At 66.0% G+C, this 21,136-nt stretch carries 14 protein-coding genes, 1 tRNA gene and 1 other RNA gene; 13 read left to right on the top strand and 3 right to left on the bottom strand.

The genetic code is table 11. From position 1 onward, the window contains the following. Positions 1-8: 8 nt before the first annotated feature. Both TVD_RS11200 and cls read right to left on the bottom strand, forming a co-directional pair. Entirely contained in the window at positions 9-2,912 is a 2,904-nt protein-coding gene (locus TVD_RS11200) for an EAL domain-containing protein (RefSeq protein WP_047251621.1), read from the bottom strand. 164 nt (positions 2,913-3,076) lie between these two features. Continuing rightward, positions 3,077-4,498, bottom strand: coding sequence for a cardiolipin synthase (gene cls / locus TVD_RS11195; protein ID WP_047251620.1), 1,422 nt, complete (start codon positions 4,496-4,498; stop codon positions 3,077-3,079). 126 nt (positions 4,499-4,624) lie between these two features. Here cls and parC point away from each other — a divergent pair, with 126 nt between their 5' ends. Both parC and htpX read left to right on the top strand, forming a co-directional pair. Beyond that, entirely contained in the window at positions 4,625-6,886 is a 2,262-nt protein-coding gene (gene parC / locus TVD_RS11190) for a DNA topoisomerase IV subunit A (protein WP_018168104.1), read from the top strand. A gap of 112 nt (positions 6,887-6,998) precedes the next feature. Continuing rightward, the gene (htpX, locus tag TVD_RS11185; RefSeq protein ID WP_018168105.1) at positions 6,999-7,886 is read left to right on the top strand and encodes a protease HtpX; all 888 of its coding nucleotides are present in this window, start codon (positions 6,999-7,001) and stop codon (positions 7,884-7,886) included. Positions 7,887-7,971: 85 nt separating this feature from the next. On the opposite strand, the gene TVD_RS11180 is transcribed toward htpX, so the two are convergent. After that, a complete protein-coding gene (locus TVD_RS11180; RefSeq protein ID WP_018952094.1) occupies positions 7,972-8,655 on the bottom strand; it encodes an MBL fold metallo-hydrolase in 684 nt (227 codons plus the stop codon). 367 nt (positions 8,656-9,022) lie between these two features. Between TVD_RS11180 and TVD_RS11175 the strand changes: the two genes are divergently transcribed. From TVD_RS11175 to TVD_RS11130, 11 genes are all read left to right on the top strand, one after another. Continuing rightward, positions 9,023-10,498 carry an ATP-binding protein gene (locus tag TVD_RS11175; RefSeq protein ID WP_047251619.1) on the top strand — a complete coding sequence of 492 codons (1,476 nt, stop codon included), beginning with the start codon at positions 9,023-9,025 and terminating at the stop codon, positions 10,496-10,498. After that, on the top strand, positions 10,495-11,922 hold the full coding sequence (locus TVD_RS11170) for a sigma-54-dependent transcriptional regulator (protein WP_047251618.1): 1,428 nt from the start codon (positions 10,495-10,497) through the stop codon (positions 11,920-11,922). Before TVD_RS11175 ends, TVD_RS11170 begins: the two co-directional genes overlap by 4 nt. Positions 11,923-12,225: 303 nt before the next feature. Next, the gene (locus TVD_RS11165) at positions 12,226-12,741 is read left to right on the top strand and encodes a DUF4168 domain-containing protein (RefSeq protein ID WP_018168109.1); all 516 of its coding nucleotides are present in this window, start codon (positions 12,226-12,228) and stop codon (positions 12,739-12,741) included. A gap of 239 nt (positions 12,742-12,980) precedes the next feature. Beyond that, positions 12,981-13,409, top strand: a complete 429-nt coding sequence (gene rplM / locus TVD_RS11160) for a 50S ribosomal protein L13 (RefSeq protein ID WP_018144106.1) — start codon at positions 12,981-12,983, stop codon at positions 13,407-13,409. Positions 13,410-13,440: 31 nt separating this feature from the next. After that, complete coding sequence (rpsI, locus tag TVD_RS11155) at positions 13,441-13,833, top strand: 30S ribosomal protein S9 (RefSeq protein WP_018144105.1); 393 nt, start codon at positions 13,441-13,443, stop codon at positions 13,831-13,833. 40 nt (positions 13,834-13,873) lie between these two features. After that, positions 13,874-13,947: transfer RNA gene (locus TVD_RS11150), tRNA-Gln, on the top strand. Positions 13,948-13,983: 36 nt separating this feature from the next. Next, positions 13,984-14,119, top strand: a non-coding RNA gene (locus TVD_RS14425) — RtT sRNA. A 467-nt stretch (positions 14,120-14,586) separates the two neighbouring features. Continuing rightward, entirely contained in the window at positions 14,587-15,504 is a 918-nt protein-coding gene (locus TVD_RS11145; protein WP_018144104.1) for an MBL fold metallo-hydrolase, read from the top strand. 88 nt (positions 15,505-15,592) lie between these two features. Beyond that, on the top strand, positions 15,593-15,742 hold the full coding sequence (locus TVD_RS14420; RefSeq protein WP_018144103.1) for a DUF3096 domain-containing protein: 150 nt from the start codon (positions 15,593-15,595) through the stop codon (positions 15,740-15,742). An 80-nt stretch (positions 15,743-15,822) separates the two neighbouring features. Beyond that, positions 15,823-17,000, top strand: a protein-coding gene (locus TVD_RS14415) for an IS3 family transposase (protein WP_156167552.1) whose coding sequence is annotated in 2 segments (ribosomal slippage) — positions 15,823-16,090 and positions 16,090-17,000 — 1,179 coding nt in all. Because the reading frame shifts where the segments join, the coding sequence is not laid out codon by codon here. A gap of 182 nt (positions 17,001-17,182) precedes the next feature. After that, positions 17,183-21,025, top strand: coding sequence for a DUF3683 domain-containing protein (locus TVD_RS11130; RefSeq protein ID WP_018938385.1), 3,843 nt, complete (start codon positions 17,183-17,185; stop codon positions 21,023-21,025). Positions 21,026-21,136: the final 111 nt, after the last annotated feature.

Raw genomic sequence — 21,136 nt, 5'->3', positions numbered from 1 at the left:
GGCCTCGTCTACGGCCGATGCAGTCGCGCGACGAATTGTTCGTGCGTCAGCGGCGCGCTGAACAGGAAGCCCTGGAACCGGGTGCAGCCCAGGGCCAGGAGCTGCTCCCGCTGTTCCGGGTGCTCCACGCCCTCGGCGATGACGTCGAGCTCCATGTTGCGGGCAATGTCCACGATGTTTTCGATCAGGGTCCGGTCACCGCCGGCCAGCAGTTCCTTGACGAAGGATTTGTCGATCTTCAGCTCGTCCACCGGCAGGTCGCGCAGGTAGGCGAGCGAGGAATAGCCGGTCCCGAAGTCGTCCAGGGCGATGCGCATGCCCAGCCGGCGCAGCGCGCCCAGCTTGGTGATGGCGTCCGGCAGGTCGCGCAGCAGGCCGGACTCGGTGACCTCCAGGGTCAGGGCGTGGCCGTCCACCCCGTGTCGGCGCAGCCGCGCCTGGAACTGGTCGACGAAGTCCGGGCGCGCCAGTTGCCAGGGCGAGAGATTCAAGGCCAGGCGAGGTGGCTGCAGGTTCCCGGCCTGCCACTGCGACAGCTGCATCAGGGCGTGTTCCAGGACCCAGTTGCCGACCCCGTGGATCAGGCCGGTCTCCTCGGCGACCGGGATGAAGAGATCTGGCGGGACCTGGCCCATCTCCGGATGCTGCCAGCGCAGCAGGGCCTCGGCTCCGATCAGGCGCTCGGCGGCATCGAACTGCGGCTGGTAGTGCAGGTCCAGCTCGTCACGTTCGGCCGCTTGTCGTAGCCCGTCCTCGATCTGCAGGCGGGCATGCGCCTCGTCCTGCAGTGCATGGCGGTAGAACTGCACGCCGCCGCGGCCGGCACGCTTGGCCTGGTACAGGGCGATATCGGCGTGGCGCAGGGCTTCTGCCGAGCTCTCGCCGGCGTCGGGATAGCATACGCAGCCGAGACTGGCGCCGACCCCGAAGGTGCGTTCGCCGATGATGATCGGGCGCTGCAGGGCCTCCAGGATGCGCTCGGCGATTGCCTGCAGTTCCGGCTCCAGGGTCTCGCGTACCCGGGCGCAGGGGGGCAGGACAACGGCGAACTCGTCGCCACCCAGGCGCACGATCAGCGCATCCCCGGGGGCATGGCTGCGCAGGCGGTCCGCCACCGCGCCCAGCACGGTGTCGCCTACCGCATGCCCCAGGGCGTCGTTGATGGTCTTGAAGTGGTCCAGGTCGATCAGGATCAGCCCGCCATGCAGGTGGCCGGCGGTGGCCTCCTCGATGTGGCGGGTCAGGTCGTCGTGCAGGCGGGTGCGGTTGGCCAGCCCGGTCAGGGAGTCGTGGTAGGCCAGGGCATGGATGTGTTCCTCGGTGTGCAGGCGTTCCAGTTCCGCCCCCGCGCGGTCGGCCATGATCCCGAGGATCTCCATCGCCTTGTCGACATCCTCCACCGGATATCGGTTGACCATGGCGATGTGCCCCAGCAGCGTGCCCTGGCTGTCCAGCAACGGGGCCCCCAGATAACTCTCGGCGTCCATCTCCACCAGCATCTCGTCGGCCGGAAAGCGCTGTTGTACGTCGCAGGGGTAGATACAGGTACCGATCTCCAGCACACGTTCGCAGGGGGTCTCGGCGAGGTCGTAGCGCAAGTTCTCCACGATCTGCCCCGCGGTACACAGGGCGACGGTCTCCACCACGCCGGGTTTCTCCGGATCCTCGATGCCGATCAGGGCATGGTCGGCAGCGAACAGGTTGCTCAGCTTGAGAACCAGCTGCTGGAAGAACTCCTCGCGCGAGCGCGCCTGCAGCCCCTCGGCGATCAGGCGCAGGGCGTCCTCGCTGCGGTGCGCGGCGGTGATGTCCTCCTGCATCACGATCACGTCCTGTACCTCGCCGCGGGCATCCTGCAGTGGGTAGATGCAGCCCCGCAGCCAGCGCTCGGGGGTGATGAGCGGGGTGGTCTGGGTTGCCGGGCCGGGGTCGGTGGGTTCGGCCGACTGGTCGGGGCGGGCTGGCGGGGTGTAGGGCAGCGGGCCGATCTCGCGGTAGTGTCCGCGCAGGGCATCCTTGAGCGGTTCGTGGATGTGCCGGTCGATGGCATCCGGGCGGTCCAGAACGTTGCCGCCCGGCAGGGAGGCTTGTGCGCCGTGCATGGTTTCCCAGGCGGCGTTGCACTGGCGGATCTCGCCCTGCGGTGTGAGTACCTGGATGCCGACCGGGGATTGCTCCACCAGCGCCCGAAAACGGCTTTCCGAGTCACGCAGGCGTTCGCTGGTCTCGCGGTTCAGTACCAGGCTCATCATGACGACCATCACCACGTAGCCGAACGGCGCGAGCTGGGGCATCTCCAGTGCGCCGCCCCGGGCCAGGACGCCCTGCAAGGTGAACAGGACGAAGACCCCGATCCCGCCCAGCAGGAGCAGGGTGGTGGTCTGGCGATAGCGCCGGTAGTGCCGGATCAGTGTGGTGAGGGCGAAGCCCAGGACCAGAAAGACCGCGAGCACGCCAAAGCCGAACCAGGGGCTGATGGTGCCCACTGCGAGAGCCACGGTTTCACCCCAGGGGAGTTCCAGGGGGCGGAGTTCGTCAATCACCTGGTACTGCATGCTGTAGGGCTGCAGGGTGTTGACCACCCAGGTGATGACCAGCAGTACCAGAAGACCGGAGATCAGCCAGCGGGCGGGGGTGCGCGTATGGGCCGCGACGAAGGCGGCGAACAGCACGTAGAACGGTCCCAGCAGATAGACGTTCAGGGTGAGTGCGCGGGTATAGGCCTCGACGGTGCCGGCCTGGTAGGTCTGGGCTGATCCGACGGCAAGCACCGCCATCAGGGCGCACATCGCGGCGAACAGCCGGTGTTCGGTGCTCCGGGCGCTTTGCCGGCTGTGCAGCAGGTGGCTGAGCGTGGCGTAGATCGCCAGCCCCGCTGCAAGGTAGAGCGATGGCGCAAGAATCCCGTTCATCGGTTCCCTGCGCTTGCATCCCAGTGCCGTGCCATCCCTTGCCCCCCTGCGGTAAAGCGATGCGGGTCGGTCCCCGCGCTCGGTCCCTGCCGCTACAGTACAAAAGACCACGCGCGCGCGTCCCGGTTCGCGTGATGGTCACCGCGGGGGTGGCTAACGGTCGGTCACAGATACGGCGTGAGCAGGCGCGCGGCCCCGTCGCGCAGTTGGGTCGCGAGCGGCCGGGCACGAACCTCCTCGAGCGTCAGGGGGTGCGACTGCGCGCGCAGCGCGTCGGTCCAGCTGGCCAGTTCCTGGCCCAGTCCGGCATCCAGGCATTCCAGGTTGAACTCGAAGTTCAGGCGCAGGCTGCGTGGGTCCCAGTTGGCGGAGCCAACCAGGGCCCACTCGCGGTCTACCAGCATCAGCTTGGCGTGGTTGAACGGTGGTGGTGTGAGCCACAGCCGGCAGCCGCGCTCCAGCAGTTCGGCCTGCTGCGGGCGGCTGGCCCACTCCACCAGGCGCAGGTTGCTCCGGGCAGGGATCAGGATGTCGACTTGCACCCCGCGCAGGGCCGCGGCCTTCAGCGCCCCGGTGAGCGCCACGTCGGGCAGGAAGTACGGGGTCACGATGGTGACCTGTTCGCGAGCTTCGGCCAGCGCTGACTGCAGGGTGAAGTTCAGGACCTCGAAGTCCTCGTCCGGGCCGTCCGGAAGGCCGCGGCAGGCGCGGGCGCCGGCGGGGTCTACGGACTGCGGAAGCCAGAGCGGCCCCTCCAGGCGTTCGCCGGTGGCGAATTGCCAGTCTTCCGCGAAGACCCGCTGCAACTGGGTGCAGGCCGGACCCCGCAGCTCGAAGTGGAGGTCGTGTATGGGGTGCGGCCCCGGGTTGGTGTGGCTGTGGCCGCGGCGGATGTTCATGCCGCCGGTGAAGGCGCGGGCGCCGTCGATCACCAGCATCTTGCGGTGATTGCGCAGGTTGAAGGCGGCCAGGCTGCTCGGCAGGTGTACCGGCATGAAGGCGGCGGCAGGCAGGCCCACCCGGCGCAGCTGGCGCAGGGTGTTGCGACGGCTGTAGCGGGCGCCGATGGCATCGATCAGGATGCGCACCTGTACGCCCCGGTCCTGTGCCTGCTGCAGGTGGGCGACGAAGCGCTCGCCTACCTGGTCATAGTCGAAGATGTACGTGGCCAGGCTGATGCTGTGACGGGATGCGTCGATCGCGGCCAGCATCTGCGCGTAGGCGCGATCGCCGTCGAACAGCGGTTCGATCGCGTTGCCACCGACCAGGCGGAACGGGCTCAGGCGGTCCCCGGAACGCAGCAGGCGCTGCCAGCGTTCCGGTGGCTCGGCCAGGCTGGTCCCGTCGGAGCTGAGGTCGGCGATCAGATAGCCCTCGCGCAGGGCGTGGGCCCGCCGGCGAATACGATTGACGCCGAACAGCCAGTAGAGCAGCGAGCCGGCCAGGGGCAGCAGTACGATCAGCCCGACCCAGGCGATGACGGTCCCGGTATCGCGGCGTTGCAGCAGCGCGTGCACGACGCTCATCACCGCCAGGGCGAAGACGGCGATGGCGACGATACTGGCGGTCCAGCCTGTATCCGGCACGGACGGACTCCTTGTCGATGATGCGTTTTCCGACTGCACCCGTGGAACGCCGGGCGCGTGCCCGCTACAGTACGCGGGCCCGACCCGGCGTAAAACCCCGGCCCATCCACGTCCGCGAGACCGTCGATGACCGATATCGAGACCCCCAGCCTGTTCGCCAACAGCGGCGAGCAGCTGCCGCTGAAGGACTTCACCGAGAAGGCGTACCTGGACTACTCCATGTACGTGATCCTGGACCGTGCGCTGCCGCATATCGGCGACGGCCTGAAGCCCGTACAGCGGCGGATCATCTACGCGATGAGCGAGCTGGGGCTCTCCGCCACCGCCAAATACAAGAAGTCCGCGCGCACCGTGGGTGACGTGCTCGGCAAGTTCCACCCGCACGGGGACTCGGCGTGCTACGAGGCGATGGTGCTGATGGCGCAGCCGTTCTCCTATCGCTATCCGTTCGTGGACGGGCAGGGCAACTGGGGTTCGCCGGATGATCCCAAGTCCTTTGCGGCGATGCGCTACACCGAGTCGCGCCTGTCGCGTTATGCGCAGCTGCTGCTTTCCGAACTGGGTCAGGGCACGGTGGACTGGGTGCCCAACTTCGACGGTGCGCTGGACGAGCCGAAGATGCTCCCGGCGCGGCTGCCGAATGTGCTGCTCAATGGGGGTTCCGGGATCGCGGTGGGTATGGCAACGGACATCCCGCCGCACAACCTGCGCGAGGTGGCCGCCGCCTGCGTGCACCTGCTGGAGCACCCGAAGGCAACGGTCGAGGAGTTGTGCGCGATCCTCCCGGCGCCGGATTTCCCCACCGAGGCCGAGATCATCTCCCCGCCGGCCGAGCTGCGAAAGGTCTACGAGACCGGCCAGGGCTCGATCCGGGCCCGGGCGCGCTACGAGCGCGAGGGCGACGACATCGTGGTGACCGCGCTGCCGCACCAGGTCTCCGGCGCCAAGCTGCTGGAGCAGATCGCCGCCCAGATCCGCGCGAAGAAGCTGCCGATGGTCGAGGACCTGCGCGACGAGTCCGACCACGAGCATCCGACGCGCCTGGTGATTACCCCGCGCTCGAACCGGGTGGACGTCGAGGGCCTGATGGCGCATCTGTTCGCGACCACGGATCTCGAGAAGACCTACCGCGTGAACATGAACGTGATCGGCCTCGATGGCCGGCCGCGGGTGCGCGACCTGGCAGGGCTGCTCGGCGAGTGGCTGCAGTTCCGGATCGAGACGGTGCGCCGGCGCCTGCAATGGCGGCTGGAGAAGGTGCAGGCGCGGCTGCACGTGCTGGAAGGCCTGCTGATCGCCTATCTCAATATCGACGAGGTGATCGCGATCATCCGCGAACACGACCGGCCAAAGCCGGAATTGATGAGCCGGTTTGGCCTGAGCGATATCCAGGCCGAGGCGATCCTGGAGCTGAAACTGCGCCACCTGGCGAAGCTCGAGGAGATGAAGATCCGCGGCGAGCAGGACGAGCTCAGCCAGGAGCGCGACCAGCTGGAGAAGACGCTGGGCTCCGAGCGCCGCCTGCGCACCCTGGTCCGCCGCGAGATCGAGCAGGACGCGAAGGAGTATGGCGACGAGCGGCGCTCGCCGCTGGTCGAACGCGCGGCCGCGCAGGCGCTGGATGAATCGGCACTGGTGCCGACCGAGCCACTGACCATTGTGCTCTCGGAGAAGGGCTGGGCGCGGGCGGCCAAGGGCCACGATGTCGATCCCCGCGGGCTCAGCTACAAGGCCGGGGATGCCTTCCAGGCGGCAGTCATCGGGCGCAGCAACCAGCCGGTGGCGTTCATCGACTCTACCGGTCGCACCTACACCATTGCGGCCCACACGCTGCCGTCGGCGCGTGGCCAGGGCGAGCCGCTTTCCGGCCGGGTGAACCCGCCGGAGGGGGCGCGTTTTGTGGGCCTGGCCACCGGGGCGGAGGAAGATCGCTGGCTGCTGGGCTCGGATCACGGCTACGGCTTCATTGCCAAGCTGGGTGACCTGCTCGGCCGGCAGAAGGCAGGCAAGAACGTGCTGAGCGTACCGGCTGGCGCGGCCGTGCTGCAGCCGGCGCCGGTGCGCAACCCGCACGAGGATCACATCGCGGTGGTTACGACCCGCGGCTATCTGCTGGTGTTTCCGGCCGCGGGGTTGCCGGAACTGGCGCGCGGCAAGGGCAACAAGCTGATCGGCATCCCGTCCGCGGCGCTCAAGGATGGCTCCGAGCGGGTGCTCGGGGTGGCTGTGCTGGCGCCGCAGGACACCCTGGTCGTGCATGCGGGCAAGCGCTTCAAGGCACTGGCCCCGGCGGAATGGGCCGAGTACGTTGGCGAGCGCGCGCGTCGCGGGCGTCAACTCCCGCGCGGTTATCAGAACGCGGACAGCCTGGAGGTGCGCCCGGCCTGAACCCGCGCGTACCTGTGTGGTCTGTGAACGCGGCGGTGCTTGAATTTGGCCGCTGCGCCCCGACTATCGGTTCATCCCGTCGAGTTCATTAATTGGAGTACAGGAAAGCTTCATGAAACGTATCGTGCTGTTTCTGGCGACCAACTTCGCCATCCTGATCGTCCTTAGCATTACTCTGCGCATCCTTGGGGTCGAGAGCATCCTGGACGACCAGGGGGTCAATCTCGACCTGACCGCGTTGCTGATCTTCGCCGCCGTGTTTGGCTTTGGTGGTTCGTTCATCTCGCTGGCCATCTCCAAGTGGATGGCGAAGAAGACGATGAAGGTCCACGTGATCGACAAGCCGCGCAACGCCACCGAGCAGTGGCTGCTGGAGACGGTCACCCGTCAGGCCCGCGAGGCCGGAATCGGGATGCCGGAGGTCGGTATCTACGACTCGCCGGACCCGAACGCCTTCGCCACCGGCATGAGCAAGAACAATGCCCTGGTCGCGGTCAGCACCGGGTTGATGCAGAACATGGGGCAGGGCGAGGTCGAGGCCGTGCTGGGGCACGAGGTGGGCCACGTGGCCAATGGCGACATGGTGACCCTGGCGCTGATCCAGGGGGTGGTCAATACCTTCGTGATCTTCCTGTCGCGCGTGATCGGTCACTTTGTCGATCGCGTGATCTTCAAGAACGAGTCCGGTCACGGGCCGGCATTCTGGATCACCGCCATCGTGGCCGAGATCGTCCTCGCGATCCTGGCCTCCATCATCGTGTTCTGGTTCTCGCGTCAGCGCGAGTTCCGCGCCGACGAGGCGGGGGCTCGTTTCGCCAGCCGCGAGAAGATGATCGGGGCGCTGGAGTCGCTGGCGCGCGCCTCCGGTCGCCCGGTGGATATGCCGGACCAGATGGCCGCCTTTGGTATTCGCGGTGGCATGGCCCAGGGGCTGAAGAAGCTGTTCATGAGCCACCCGCCGATCGAACAGCGCATCGCGGCGCTGCGCGCCAACGGCTGACCGCAACCCTTTATGTGTACCAGGAGAGGGCCGCCCTTCGGGGCGGCCTTTTTCGTTTGCAGTGCCGGGGCTGCGGCCGGTCGGATCAGTAGTAGCGACCGCGTCCGGGTTCGCTGCCGGGGGCGGCGATGACGTCGTCGCCGACGAAGGGGTTGCTGCGGCGTTCTTCGCCGAAGGTCGACTCGGGACCATGACCGGGGACGAATCTGGTGTCGTCGCCCAGCGGCCAGAGCTTCCCGGTGATGGAGTCCAGCAGCTCACGCCCGTTGCCGCGCGGAAAATCGCTGCGGCCGATCGCGCCATGGAACAGGACGTCACCGACCAGGGCGAGTCGGCCCTCCGGATCGTGGAAGACCACGTGGCCCGGGGTGTGGCCGGGACAGTGCAGGACGTGGAGCGTGGCTTGCCCGAGCTCGATGGTGTCGCCATCGTCCAGCCACTGATCGGGCACCAGTGGCTGGACCTCGGAGAAGCCGAAGATCTGCGCCTGCGCCGGGAGTTGGTCCAGCCAGAAGGCATCGTCGCGGTGCGGGCCGATAATCGGCGCGCCGGTACGTTTGGCCAGTTCGGCGGCTGCGCCCACGTGGTCCAGGTGGCCATGGGTCAGCAGGATCTTTTCCAGGTGGACGCCCTGATCCCGCGCGATCCGTTCCAGGGCCGCGGCATCCGCGCCGGGATCGACCCAGGCCGCGGCCCCGGTGACGTCGCACCAGATCAGGGTGGCGTTCTGGGCAAGCGGGGTGACGGGGTGGCTCAGATGGCGAAGCATGGCAGTGAATCCGTGAACAATTTCGAATTTTGAAGGCTGGGGGCGCTGGATTGCACGCAGCGGGGAATAGAACTGGCGAGCGGGCGTCTTACGGGGTGTGCAGGTCTTCAAGGGTACGTGATATGACGATGCGGTGAATTTGCGAACCCCCTGCGCATTCACCGGTTGACAAGAATATCGTCATATTAGAAGATTTGCATACGCTAATCGCTGTCCCCCCTGTCAGCGGTTGGTGGACTCCTCCATCCTCCTTTGGTGGTTTTCTTGGCGCGGGCCTCGACCCGCGCTTTTTTTTGCCTGCAATTCGCGTCATGCCGGCCGCCGTGTCTACCATGGTGGCCTTCGACGACGCTGCGAATCGCCCTTTATGACCCGACGCCTGAACAGTCTGCGCACCGCGGTGTTGTCGTTCGTGTTGCTGCCCCTGCTGCTGTTGATGGCCGCGGTGGTGGCGCTGGGTCTGCACGAATTTCAGACCCAGATGGAAAACCGGATGCAGGAGGACATCGAGCTGGTGGCGCGCTCCATCCGCCTGCCTGTGGCCGGTGCGATGCTGCAGGACGACGCGGCCGGTGTGCAGCAGTCGCTGGACTCCCTGTTCCAGATCGAGGAGGTGTTCGGGGTCTATGTCTACGATGCCGACGGCCGGATGGTGGCGGCCAGTGGCCCGCCCAGTCCGACCCTGCAGCGCCGTGGCGAGGCGCAGGTCATCAGCGAAACCGGGAGCCTCGGGGCTTTCGGCGAACATCAGGGGCGCGAGACCTTTTCGTTCTTTCTTCCGTTGTCCGATCCGGCCGGTCGCATCGTGGGGCTGTTGCAGGTGACGCGCGACGTCACACCGTTCCGGGCCTTCGTCGCGCAGCTCCAGTGGCAGGGTGGGTTGCTGATGCTGGGGATTAGCGGGCTGTTTCTGCTGGTGGTGCTGTTCGGGTACCACCGGGCGGTGGGGCGGCATGTGTCTCGGTTGATGGCCGCGATGCGCGCGATTGGCGAGGGTCAGCGTGGAATGCGGGCGCCGGAACAGGGGCCGGCGGAGCTGCGCGGCCTGGCAGTCTCGATGAACCGCATGATGGAGCGTCGCGAGGCCTCGGAGGCCGAACTGGAGGCGCAACGCCTTGAGCAGGGACGGCTGGAGGAGAAGCTGCGGCACTCGGAGAAGCTGGCGGCGATCGGGCAGCTGGCGGCCGGCGTGGCACACGAACTGGGGACGCCGCTCGGGATTATCGCCGGTCGCGTGCAGCGCGCCATCCGGCACCTGCCGGAGGCGGATCCGGCGCGCACCGAGATGGAGGCGCTGAAGGCCGAGCTGGAGCGGGTGGAGACCATCGTGCGCCAGCTGCTGGACTTTGCCCGGCGCAATCCGTTGCAGGAACGCTCGCTGGATCTCGCGCAGCTGGTTGGAGATCTGGTCGAGCGTGTGCGCGAGCGGCATGCCTCCGGCGGGGTGGAATTCCGGCTCGAAGGCCCCGAGTTGACCATCGCCGCGGACCGCCTGCGCTTGGGCCAGGCCCTGGAGAATCTGCTGGAGAATGCCGCGCAGGTCGCCGCCCGCGAGGTCCGGGTCCGCTGGTATGCCTCGTCCGACCGGGTCGAGCTGGTGGTGGCGGACGACGGCCCCACGGCCGGGCGAGGGATAGACGATGAGCAAGCCGAACGCCTGTTCGAGCCCTTCTTTACCACCAAGCCCACCGGCGAGGGAACCGGGCTCGGGCTGGCGGTGGCGCAGGTGGCGCTGGAGGACCACGGGGGTACGGTGATGCTGGATCGCAGTGTCGCGGGGGAGACCCGTTTTGTCGTGCATCTGCCGGTGGCCGCTGGCGCCCAGGAGGATTCGCTTCGATGAGCAGCAAGGCACAAGTCCCCGCAACGCCCCCGGAGTCGGTCCTGGTCGTGGAGGACGATCGCGGGCATCGCGAGCTGCTGACCGAGGAGCTGACCGAGGCCGGCTACGCGGTTACGGCGGTTGCCAGTGCCGAGGATGCCGCGCGGGTGCTTGCGCAGCAGGCCTTCAGTCTGGTGGTGAGCGACCTGCGCCTGCCCGGCGCGGATGGCTTCCAGGTGCTCCAGGAGGCCCGCGCCCGGGTGCCGGCACCCGGGTTCATCATGCTCACGGGCTTCGGGACCATCGACCAGGCGGTGGCCGCGCTGAAGGCGGGGGCGGATGACTTCCTGACCAAGCCGGTGGATCTGGATCACCTGCGCCTGGCCGCCGACCGGGTGACCGAGGCGCGGCGTTTGAAGGACGAGGTGCGTCGCTATCGTGAGGTCCTTGCGCAGGCCGATGGCTTTCACGGCATGCAGGGCCGCAGTCCGGCCATGCTGCAGTTGTTCGACCTGATTCGACGGATCGCGGCCGCCGACGGCAGTGTCCTGATCACCGGTGAGTCCGGGACCGGCAAGGAACTGGTGGCGCGCGCGCTCCATGCGGAAAGCGAGCGGGCCGGTGGTCCGTTCGTGGCGATTAACTGCGCGGGCATCCCCGAGGCCCTGCTGGAGTCGGAGTTGCTGGGGCACGTGGCCGGTGCGTTCAGCGGGGCCAAGGGGGCTCGGCGCGGCCTGTTTACCGAGGCCGACGGCGGCACCCTGTTCCTGGACGAGATCGCCGAGATGCCGGTGGCCATGCAGAGCAAGCTGTTGCGTCTTCTGCAGGATGGTCGCGTGCGTCCGGTGGGCGCCAACGAGGAGATCGCGACCGATGTGCGTATCGTGGCGGCCACACATCAGGATCTGCAGGCGCATATTGCCGACGGTCGTTTTCGTGAGGATCTCTACTATCGCCTGGAGACCTTTCGTATCGAGATCCCGCCGCTGCGCGAGCGTGGCGATGACATCGAACGCCTGGCCCTGCAGTTCCTGCGTCAGCAGGCCCTGGCCCGCGACCTGCCCGAGCGTCGCCTGAGCCCGGAGGCCCTGCGCGCGCTGGTGCGGTATCCGTTCCCGGGGAACGTCCGCGAACTCGCGAGTCTGATGGAGCGTGCCGCCACCCTGGCGGCCGGCGAGGTCATCGAGACCCGTGATCTGCCGGAGCGCGTATTCGAGGCGCTCGCCGAGGATCCCGGCGGAACGACGGGCGACCGGGCGGAGGGGGCGACGCCGGTCCCGGGGATGGGCGACGACGGCCAGTGGCCGACCCTGGAGGAGCGCGAACGCGACTACATTCGTCGGGTGCTGGAGCATGTGGACGGCAACAAGCAACGCGCCGCGCGGATCCTCGGCATCGGCCGCAAGACGCTGTACCGCAAACTCGGGGAATCCGACCCATCGTGACATCCTGACCCGGGTCGACCTGACCCATGTGTCATTCTGACCCGGTTTACCGTTGGGGCGTTCCTCGGCCCTTTCGGGGTGATGAGAGCATAAGTCGCTGTTTCAAAGTGTTTTGTTTGTCTTTTTCCAATCTTGGCACGATGCCTGCTCCTTCTGGGACAGCAATCGAGGAATCGGAACCGCAGTGATGGACCATTCCTCCTCACACGGTTGCAACGAAATCGGGCGGGCGGACGATCGACCTTGAGTCGTAGCCGGCTTCGCCCCGAGATCCGAACGATCCAAAGGAAAAGGAGCAACATGATGAATATGCGCAAGACGATGCTCGCGATGGCCCTGACCTCCCTGTTTGCCGTGGGTGGAGCCGCCTCTGCCCAGTACGGCGGTGCCGAAGGTGGTGCCGGTGGGGGCGACATGGGCGGTGCCCAGGGCGGCCAGCCGCCGGCCCAGGAAGGCGGTGCCGGTGGCGGTGCTCAGGGCGGCCAGCCGCCTCAGGGTGGTGCCCAGGGCGGCGCGGCCCAGGGTGGCGCCCCGATGCAGGAAGCCCCCGAGGTGGATCTGAGCGAAGAAGACATCGACACTTTCGTAACCGCCTTCGTTGCGGTGCAGGAAGTGCGCGAAGACTTCGCCGACCGCCTGCAGAGTGCCGAGGACGAAACCGAGGCCCAGTCCATGCAGCAGGAAGCACAGGACGAAATGGTCAACGCGGTTGAAGACTCGGGCATGAGCGTCGAGGAATACAACGAAGTGGCCATGGCCCTGCAGAACGATCCCGAGTTGATGCAGGAAGTCCAGGAGCGCGCTGAAGCCCAGCTGTAACGGGCAGCGCAAAACCGCCCCGGGCATTGCGCCCGGGGGGTTGCAGGGGCCGGCCTTCGGGTCGGCCCCTTGTTTGTGTCCGGGGCATGCACGCGAATGTTCTGCACATTGATCCGTGATTCCCCCGAGGGCGGACGCCTTCGCGTCTCGGGAATTGTCCCTGTAGCTTGAATTGGGCAGAGGGAAGCGTTATTCTTGCGCGCTTTCTGAATCGCCCCGACCTCGGAGCATCGAACATCATGAGTACCATTAGCGCCAAGCCGGCCGAAGTCGAACGCGACTGGTTTCTCGTCGACGCCGACGGCAAGACCCTCGGTCGACTCGCCACGGAAATCGCACATCGCCTGCGCGGGAAGCACAAGCCCGTGTACACGCCGCATGTCGATACCGGCGACTACATCGTCGTGATCAACGCGGAGAAGATCCGCGTCTCCGGCAACAAGGCCATGGACAAGAAGTACTTCCACCATTCCGGTTACCCGGGTGGCATCAAGGAGGCCAACTTCACCCAGATGATCGAGCGTCATCCGGAGAAGGTGCTGGAGCTTGCCGTCAAGGGCATGCTGCCGCGCAACCCGCTTGGCCGGGCCATGTTCAAGAAGCTCAAGGTCTACGCCGGTACCGAACACCGGCACACGGCCCAGCAGCCGCAGCCGCTCGAAGTCTGAGCCGCCAGAATCAGCAAGGGAATCGATCCGAATGGCTATCAATCAGTATTACGGCACCGGCCGCCGCAAGACCGCCTCGGCGCGCGTCTTCCTGCGTCCCGGCACGGGCAACATCACGGTTAACGAGAAGCCGCTGGACGACTTCTTCGGCCGCAAGACCTCGCGCATGGTGGTACGCCAGCCGCTGGAGGCGACCGAGTCGACCGGCAACTTCGACGTGATCGCGACCGTTGAAGGCGGTGGCGGCAACGGCCAGGCCGGCGCGATCCGTCTGGGCATTGCCCGCGCCCTGGTGCAGTACAACGAAGACATGCGCCCGTCGCTGCGTCGTGGTGGTCACCTGACCCGCGATGCCCGCGAGGTGGAGCGCAAGAAGATCGGCCTGCGCAAGGCCCGTCGTGCAACCCAGTACTCGAAGCGCTAAAATTCGCGTCGAGTTTCGGGCTGCACCCGACCCGGTTTACTGGGGGATCGTCTAGCGGTAGGACTGCGGACTCTGACTCCGCCAACCCAGGTTCGAATCCTGGTCCCCCAGCCATTCATGGAAGAAGGCCCCCTTGTGGGGCCTTTTTTCATGAATGTCTGGAAGATTTCAGGATGAGAACCTGCAAGGTTCGACGGTGAGGCGTAGCCGAGCCGAACAGCGCCGTATGCGGCGCTGGCCCGAAGGGCGAGGCGCATAGCGCCGAGTAATCCTGGTCCCCCAGCCAAACATAGAAAAGGGCCCCCTCGTGGGGCCCTTTTCTATGGGCGGACCAGGGTTCGAACCTGGAAGCTTCGGCGAAGCGCAGTGAAGCATGCACGCGCTTGCGCGTGCAGCCCCGTAGGGGTGAGGCGGCGTAGCCGCCGAATCATCCTGGTCCCCCATCCCCGGCGCCATGGCCGCGATTCGGGCCAGAACGTTTCGGTACTGCCCCGCTGATTTGTGGACGCCGACCCTGCTTCCGGTCTCCCTGCCTTTAAATCGCCAGCCACCGCCGACCTTGGCGACCGGTCCCCGGTACCCACAAACGCCCGGACCCCGGCATCCCGTCAACCCCGCTCCCGACTCCGCTACAATCCCTCGACAGTGATCGGGAAATGCAGGGAATTCTCCCGCCCTTTTTCCGTCCAATTCCGCAGAACCCGGCCGCACTGGGTCGGATCGATCAAAATGCCAGAGAAGAGAGGATTGACCATGTCGGTACCCGAGAATCCCTACGAGCCGGTCAGCGTGGATGTGACAGCCCACGAGGTCGAAGGTCTGGACACCTGGTACATGATCGGGATCTCCGGTATTCCGGATCCCGACAACGAGGGGCATACCTCGAATGCGGGGTTCGTCGTGACCGACGAGGGCGTGGTGGTATATGACGCCCTGGGGACGCCGCCACTTGGCTTCGAGATGATTCGCCGGATCCGCGAGGTGACCGACCAGCCGATCAAGTACGTGATTGCCGGTCATTATCACGCGGATCACATCTATGGCCTGCAGGCGTTCGCGGACCACACCGATGCCAAGATCATCGGGCAGGCGCGCGCGCGAGACTATCTGGGAGGCGCCGGTGCGGTGGCGCGGCTCGAGCAGCGCCGGGGCGTGCTGGCCCCGTGGGTGGACGAGGACACCCAGATCATCCCGCCGGATGAATTCTTCGAGGACGAGTACACCATCCGTCTCGGCGGGAAGACCTTCCGGTGCGTGCACGCGGGGCCCGCACACTCGCCGGACGACATCATCATGGTGGTGGAGGAGACCGGCGTGGTGTTCGCCGGCGACATCGTGTTCGATGGCCGGATCCCGTTTCTGGGCGACGATGCGCTGGATTCGGAGAACTGGGTCAAGCGCCTGGAAGAGCTGATGGAGATGGACCTGAAGTTCCTGATTCCGGGGCATGGCGAGGCGACCGATCAGGCGGCCCGGGCGGTCAGGTTCACCCGCGACTACCTGGTGAAGCTGCGCGAGCACATGGCCGTGGCGGTCGAGAACATGGATTCCTTCGACGAGGCCTACTCCGCGATGGACTGGAGTGACTACGAAGACCTGCCGGCCTTCGAACAGACCAACCGCAGCAACGCCAACGCGGTCTATCTGGAGATGGAAGAGAAGCTCTTTTGAGCTCGGCCCCAGGGGAAGCCCGGTCGGTGCGTGCGTTGCGGGTCCTTGATGTATCCCTGAATCCCACAAGCGAAAGGAATGATCGCCAATGACGCTGAATATTGAACCGGGCCTGCTCATGGCCATCCTGTCCCTGGTGGCGGGCATCCTGATCCTGATCCGGCCCCGCCTGCTGAACTACATCGTCGCGATCTATCTGATTGTTATCGGGGTGCTGGGTCTGCTGGCGTATTTCTAGGGAGATGCTCATTGAGCTGGTCTAATTTCCATGGACACCTCGTTAGGTGGGACGATACCCCCTGGACGAGGAGAACAACCATGGCACGCAAGCGCCGAAGTTTTTCAAGCGAATACAAGGAGCGCGTGGCCCGGATGGTGGTCGATGACGGCCTGGAGGTCTCGGTCGTATGCCGGGATCAGGATCTAGGCGAGACGGCCGTTCGCCGCTGGGTCGATCAACTCAAGGCGGAGCGCACGGGACAACCGGGCGAGGGTCGGCCGCTCACGGCGGAACAGCAACGGATCCGCCAGCTCGAGGAGGAGAACCGGCGGTTGAAGGAGGACAAGGAGCTTCTAAAAAAAGCGTCGGCCTTCTTCGCCCGGGAACTGAAGTGATGCATCGCTGCATCACGCGGTTGAGCGGAGAAGGCCCTGTCCATCGTCTTTGTCGGCTGCTGGGAGTGAGCCGGGCCGGCTATTACGCGGCGCGGGCGCGGGCCGAACATCCAAGCGTGCCCTGCGCCGCTGGCGCTCACCTCGAGCGCGTGTTCGCGGCTTCCGGGCGAACCTACGGCAGCCGGCGTCTGGCAAAAGCCTTACAGGCGGATGGCACCGCCGTGGGCCGTTACCGGGTGCGGACGCTGATGCGCGAGCGCGGCCTGCGGCCCGTCTGGCGGCGGCGCTTCGTGACCACCACGCAACGCGACGACAGGGCCCCTGTCGCCGAAAACCATCTCAACCGCGAGTTCACCCCGGCCGGACCGAACCAGGCGTGGGCGTCCGACATCACCTATATCCCAACCGCCACCGGCTGGAGCTACCTGGCGGTCATCCTCGACCTGTACTCGCGCAAGGTCATCGGTTGGGCCCTCGATCGGCAGATGCCGGCGAGCCTGACCTGCGAGGCCCTGCGCATGGCGCTGGAGCAGCGCCAACCGGAGCGGGGACTGCTGCTGCACTCCGACCAGGGCTGCCAATACACCAGCGCCGCCTGGCGGCGGTTGCTGGCCCGGCACCAGATCCAGGCGAGCATGAGTCGCCGGGGTAACTGCTGGGACAATGCCGTCGTCGAACGCTTCTTCCTGAGCCTCAAGACGGAACGCGTCTGGCAGCGCCGCTACTCGAACCACGGCGAGGCGCGGCGGGATATCGCGGACTACATCGCTCGGTTCTACAACACCATTCGCATCCACTCGACGCTGGGCTACCTGCCTCCCAGCGTCTACGAGCAACCAACGGCAGCCAATCCACCTAACGCGGTGTCCGAAATCACTTGACCACCACACATGGGGCGCCAGCGCGGATGCGTGAATCGATCAGCGCCCCCCCCTGGCGACGTAAAGGTCCCCGTCACCGATAGTTTGGTGCCCAAAAGCATGGACCAACAGTGCGACTTCGTGCGCAGGGCGTGCGGACCCGTTACTCTTTGGCCACATTCTGATCGGGGGGCTACGCCTCAATGACCGCCGAACGCGTCCGAGAAATACCCTATAACTACACCTCATTCTCCGACCGCGAAATCGTTATCCGTTTCCTGGGTTCCGATACCTGGGACCTCCTCAATGAGTTGCGTGGGGAGCGTCGGACGGGTGTGTCTGCGCGCATGCTGTTCGAGGTCCTGGGCGACATGTGGGTGGTCACCCGAAACCCGTACATCCAGGATGATCTGCTGGAGGACAAGAAGCGCCGCAAGGCGCTGATTGATGCCATGCAGCATCGTCTGGGCCAGATCACGGCCCGGGCCGACGGCAACGAGAAGGCGCTCAAGTTGGGCCAGCGCGCGCAGGCGGCAGTGTCTGCCTTTGCGCAGGAGTTCACCGATACCGCCGCGCTGCGCGATCAGGTGCGCAAGCGCATGAAGGCCCTGACGCACAAGGACAACATCCAGTTCGGCGGCCTGGCGCGGGTCTCCCACGTGACCGATGCGACCGACTGGCGTGTGGAGCTCCCGTTCGTGGTGCTCACCCCGGATTCCGAGGAAGAGATGGGCCCGCTGGTCGCGGCCTGCATCGAGCTCGGCCTGACGGTGATCCCGCGTGGCGGTGGCACCGGCTACACCGGTAGTGCCGTCCCGCTGTCCAAGCGCTCGGCGGTCATCAACACCGAGAAGCTGGAAGGCCTGGGCGAGGTCGAGCGCCGACCCCTGCCGGGTGTGGAGCGTGACGTCCCGGTGGTGCGCGTGGAGGCCGGTGTGGTCACCAAGCGCGTCTCCGAGCTGGCCGATCGCAACGGTCTGGTGTTCGCGGTGGATCCGACCTCGCAGGACGCCTCCACCATTGGCGGCAACGTCGCGATGAACGCCGGCGGCAAGAAGGCCGTGCTGTGGGGTACCGCGCTGGACAACCTGGCCGCCTGGACCATGGTGACCCCCGAGGCGGAGTGGATGTATGTCGAGCGCCTCGACCACAACCTCGGCAAGATCCACGACGCCGAGGTCGTGCGCTTCCGTGTGAGCCGCTATCAGCCGGACGGCAAGACCCCGAAGGGCGAACCCGAGATCCTGGAGATGCCGGGGCAGAGCTTCCGCAAGCTGGGGCTGGGCAAGGACGTGACCGACAAGACCCTGATGGGCGTGCCGGGTATCCAGAAGGAAGGCTGCGACGGTCTGATTACGTCGGCCGAGTTCATCCTGCACCGGATGCCGGACAACATCCGCACCGTGTGCCTGGAGTTCTACGGGACCGATCTGCACCAGGCCGTGCCGGCGATCGTCGAGATCAAGGATGCGGTGGACGCCGAGGACGAAGTCCTGCTGGCGGGCCTGGAGCACCTCGACGAGCGCTACGTGCGCGCGGTGAAGTACACCCCGAAGGGCGCCCGTGGTGACCTGCCGAAGATGGTCCTGGTCGCCGACATTGTCTCCGACAACGAGGATGCCCTGGGCAAGCTGGCGGCCAGGATGGTGCGCGCGGCGAACGCCCGCAATGGCGAGGGTTTCGTTGCGGTCAGCCCCGAGGCCCGCAAGCGCTTCTGGGCGGATCGCGCCCGCACCGCGGCGATTGCTCACCACACCAACGCGTTCAAGATCAACGAGGACGTGGTGATCCCGCTGGAGCGCCTGGCGGAGTACACCGAGGGGATCGAGACCCTGAACGTGCGCGAGTCGCTGACGAACAAGCTCCGGATGGTCGACGAGATGCAGGAGTGCATGCGCGGTGACCATCCGGAGCTGCGCGAGTTGCTGGACGACACCGGTGGCGAGGGCCAGCAGTGGTTCGAGGCCAAGCGCGAGCGTGCGGTGGAAGTCCTGGAGACGGTGAAGAAGCGCTGGGAGGCAATCTCGGACAACTTCTTCACCCAGGCCTCGGAATGTGACGAGCTGCTGGACGAGCCCGCTCGTGCGGACTTGCGCGACCATGACAAGCTCATCAATGTGCTGCTGCGGCGCAGCCTGCGCATCTCCTACCGCGCCGAGGTCGAGCGCCCGCTGTTCGAGATCTTTGGCGGACACCAGCTGGAGCCGGTGCGCAAGCGGCTGACCGCGATCCACGACCGGGTACTGACCAGCCGCCTGTTTATCGCCCTGCACATGCACGCGGGCGATGGCAACGTGCACACCAACATCCCGGTCAATTCCAATGACTACCAGATGATGCACCAGGCCGAGCGCCTGGTGGATGAAGTGATGCGCCTGGCACGCGAGCTCAATGGGGTGATCTCCGGCGAGCACGGGATCGGGCTGACCAAGATGCAGTATCTGGAGCCCGAACGCATCGAGTCGTTCGCGAAGTACAAGAAGGACGTCGACCCGAATGGCGTGTTCAACGCCGGCAAGCTGCTGGTGGGCTCCGGGTTGTCCAATGCCTATACGCCGTCGCTGCGCCTGGTCAAGCAGGAGGCGTTGATCCTTGAACAAAGCGAGCTGGGCGATCTCAACGACGAGATCAAGGACTGCCTGCGTTGCGGCAAGTGCAAGCCGGTGTGCAACACGCACGTCCCGCGCGCCAATCTGCTGTACTCGCCGCGCAACAAGATCCTGGCGACCGGGTTGATCGTCGAGGCGTTCCTCTACGAGGAGCAGACCCGGCGCGGGCTGTCGCTGAATCACTTCGAGGAGATGAACGACGTCGCGGATCACTGCACGATCTGTCACAAGTGCCTGAATCCGTGCCCGGTCGACATCGACTTTGGCGACGTGACGATGCACATGCGTTCGATCCTGAACAAGAAGGGCAAGCGCAAGGCGACGCCGGCGACGATGATGTCCATGGCCTTCCTCAACGCGAAGGACCCGGCCACCATCAAGGGTATCCGCAAGGGTGCGATCCAGATGGGCTACGCCGCCCAGCGCCTGGGGCATTTCGCATTCAAGAAGCTGAACCTGACCGGGGAGGGCAAGACCCCGCGCTCGACCACCGGCAAGGCACCGATGCACGAGCAGGTCGTGCACTTCGTGAAAAAGCCGATGCCCGCCGGGCTGCCAAGCCAGACCACCCGCCAGATGCTGGGGCTGGAGGATTCGCGCTACGTGCCGATCCTGCGCGACCCGGTGAAGACCGATCTGGATTCGGATGCGGTGTTCTACTTCCCTGGTTGCGGTTCCGAGCGCCTGTTCAGTCAGGTGGGCCTGGCTACGCTCGCCATGCTCTACGACGTCGGCGCGCAGACCGTGCTGCCGCCGGGCTACCTGTGCTGCGGGTATCCGCAGAATGCCGGTGGCGATTTCGAGAAGGGCCAGCAGATCAGTACCGAGAACCGGGTACTGTTCCATCGCCTCGCGACCACGCTCAACTACCTCGACATCAAGACCGTCGTGGTGTCCTGTGGCACTTGCATGGATCAGCTCCTGAAATACGAGTTCGAGCGGATCTTCCCGGGTTGCCGGTTGCTGGACATCCACGAGTACCTGATGGAGAAGGGCGTCCATCTCGAGGGGCTCGAGGGCGTGCAGTACATGTACCACGATCCCTGCCATTCGCCGATGAAGTCGCACAAGCCGACCGACGTCGCGGCCAAGCTGCTGGGTCAGGAGGTCCTGCAGTCCGACCGTTGCTGTGGCGAGGCCGGGACCTTTGCGATCAGCCGTCCGGATATCGCCACCCAGGTGCGCTTCCGCAAGCAGGAAGAGCTGCACAAGGGCATCAAGGAGCTGACCGGAGAGGAGAAGGCGAAGGACGGCAACGTGAAGATGCTGACCTCCTGCCCGGCTTGCCAGCAGGGCCTGGAGCGCTATCGCGAGGATACCGGGATGGATACCGACTACATCGTGGTGGAGATGGCCAACCGTCTGATGGGCGATGGCTGGCAGAAGGCCTTCATCGAACGGGCCCGCGAGGGTGGGATCGAGAAGGTCCTGCTGTAGGGCTTGGAGCCGGCACAAGCGGGTGCTGCACATGGCCCGCCCGGGTTGGCTACAATCGGGGGCACCGGGCGGTCGCGACGGAATAAAGGATCGTCACGTCGCGTCGCCCCA

Origin of the sequence: Thioalkalivibrio versutus, from assembly GCF_001020955.1 — a bacterium.
In the GTDB taxonomy this organism is placed as follows: domain Bacteria; phylum Pseudomonadota; class Gammaproteobacteria; order Ectothiorhodospirales; family Ectothiorhodospiraceae; genus Thioalkalivibrio; species Thioalkalivibrio versutus.
Note: the sequence above shows the minus strand (reverse complement) of the source record. Positions and strands in the feature narration are given on the sequence as shown.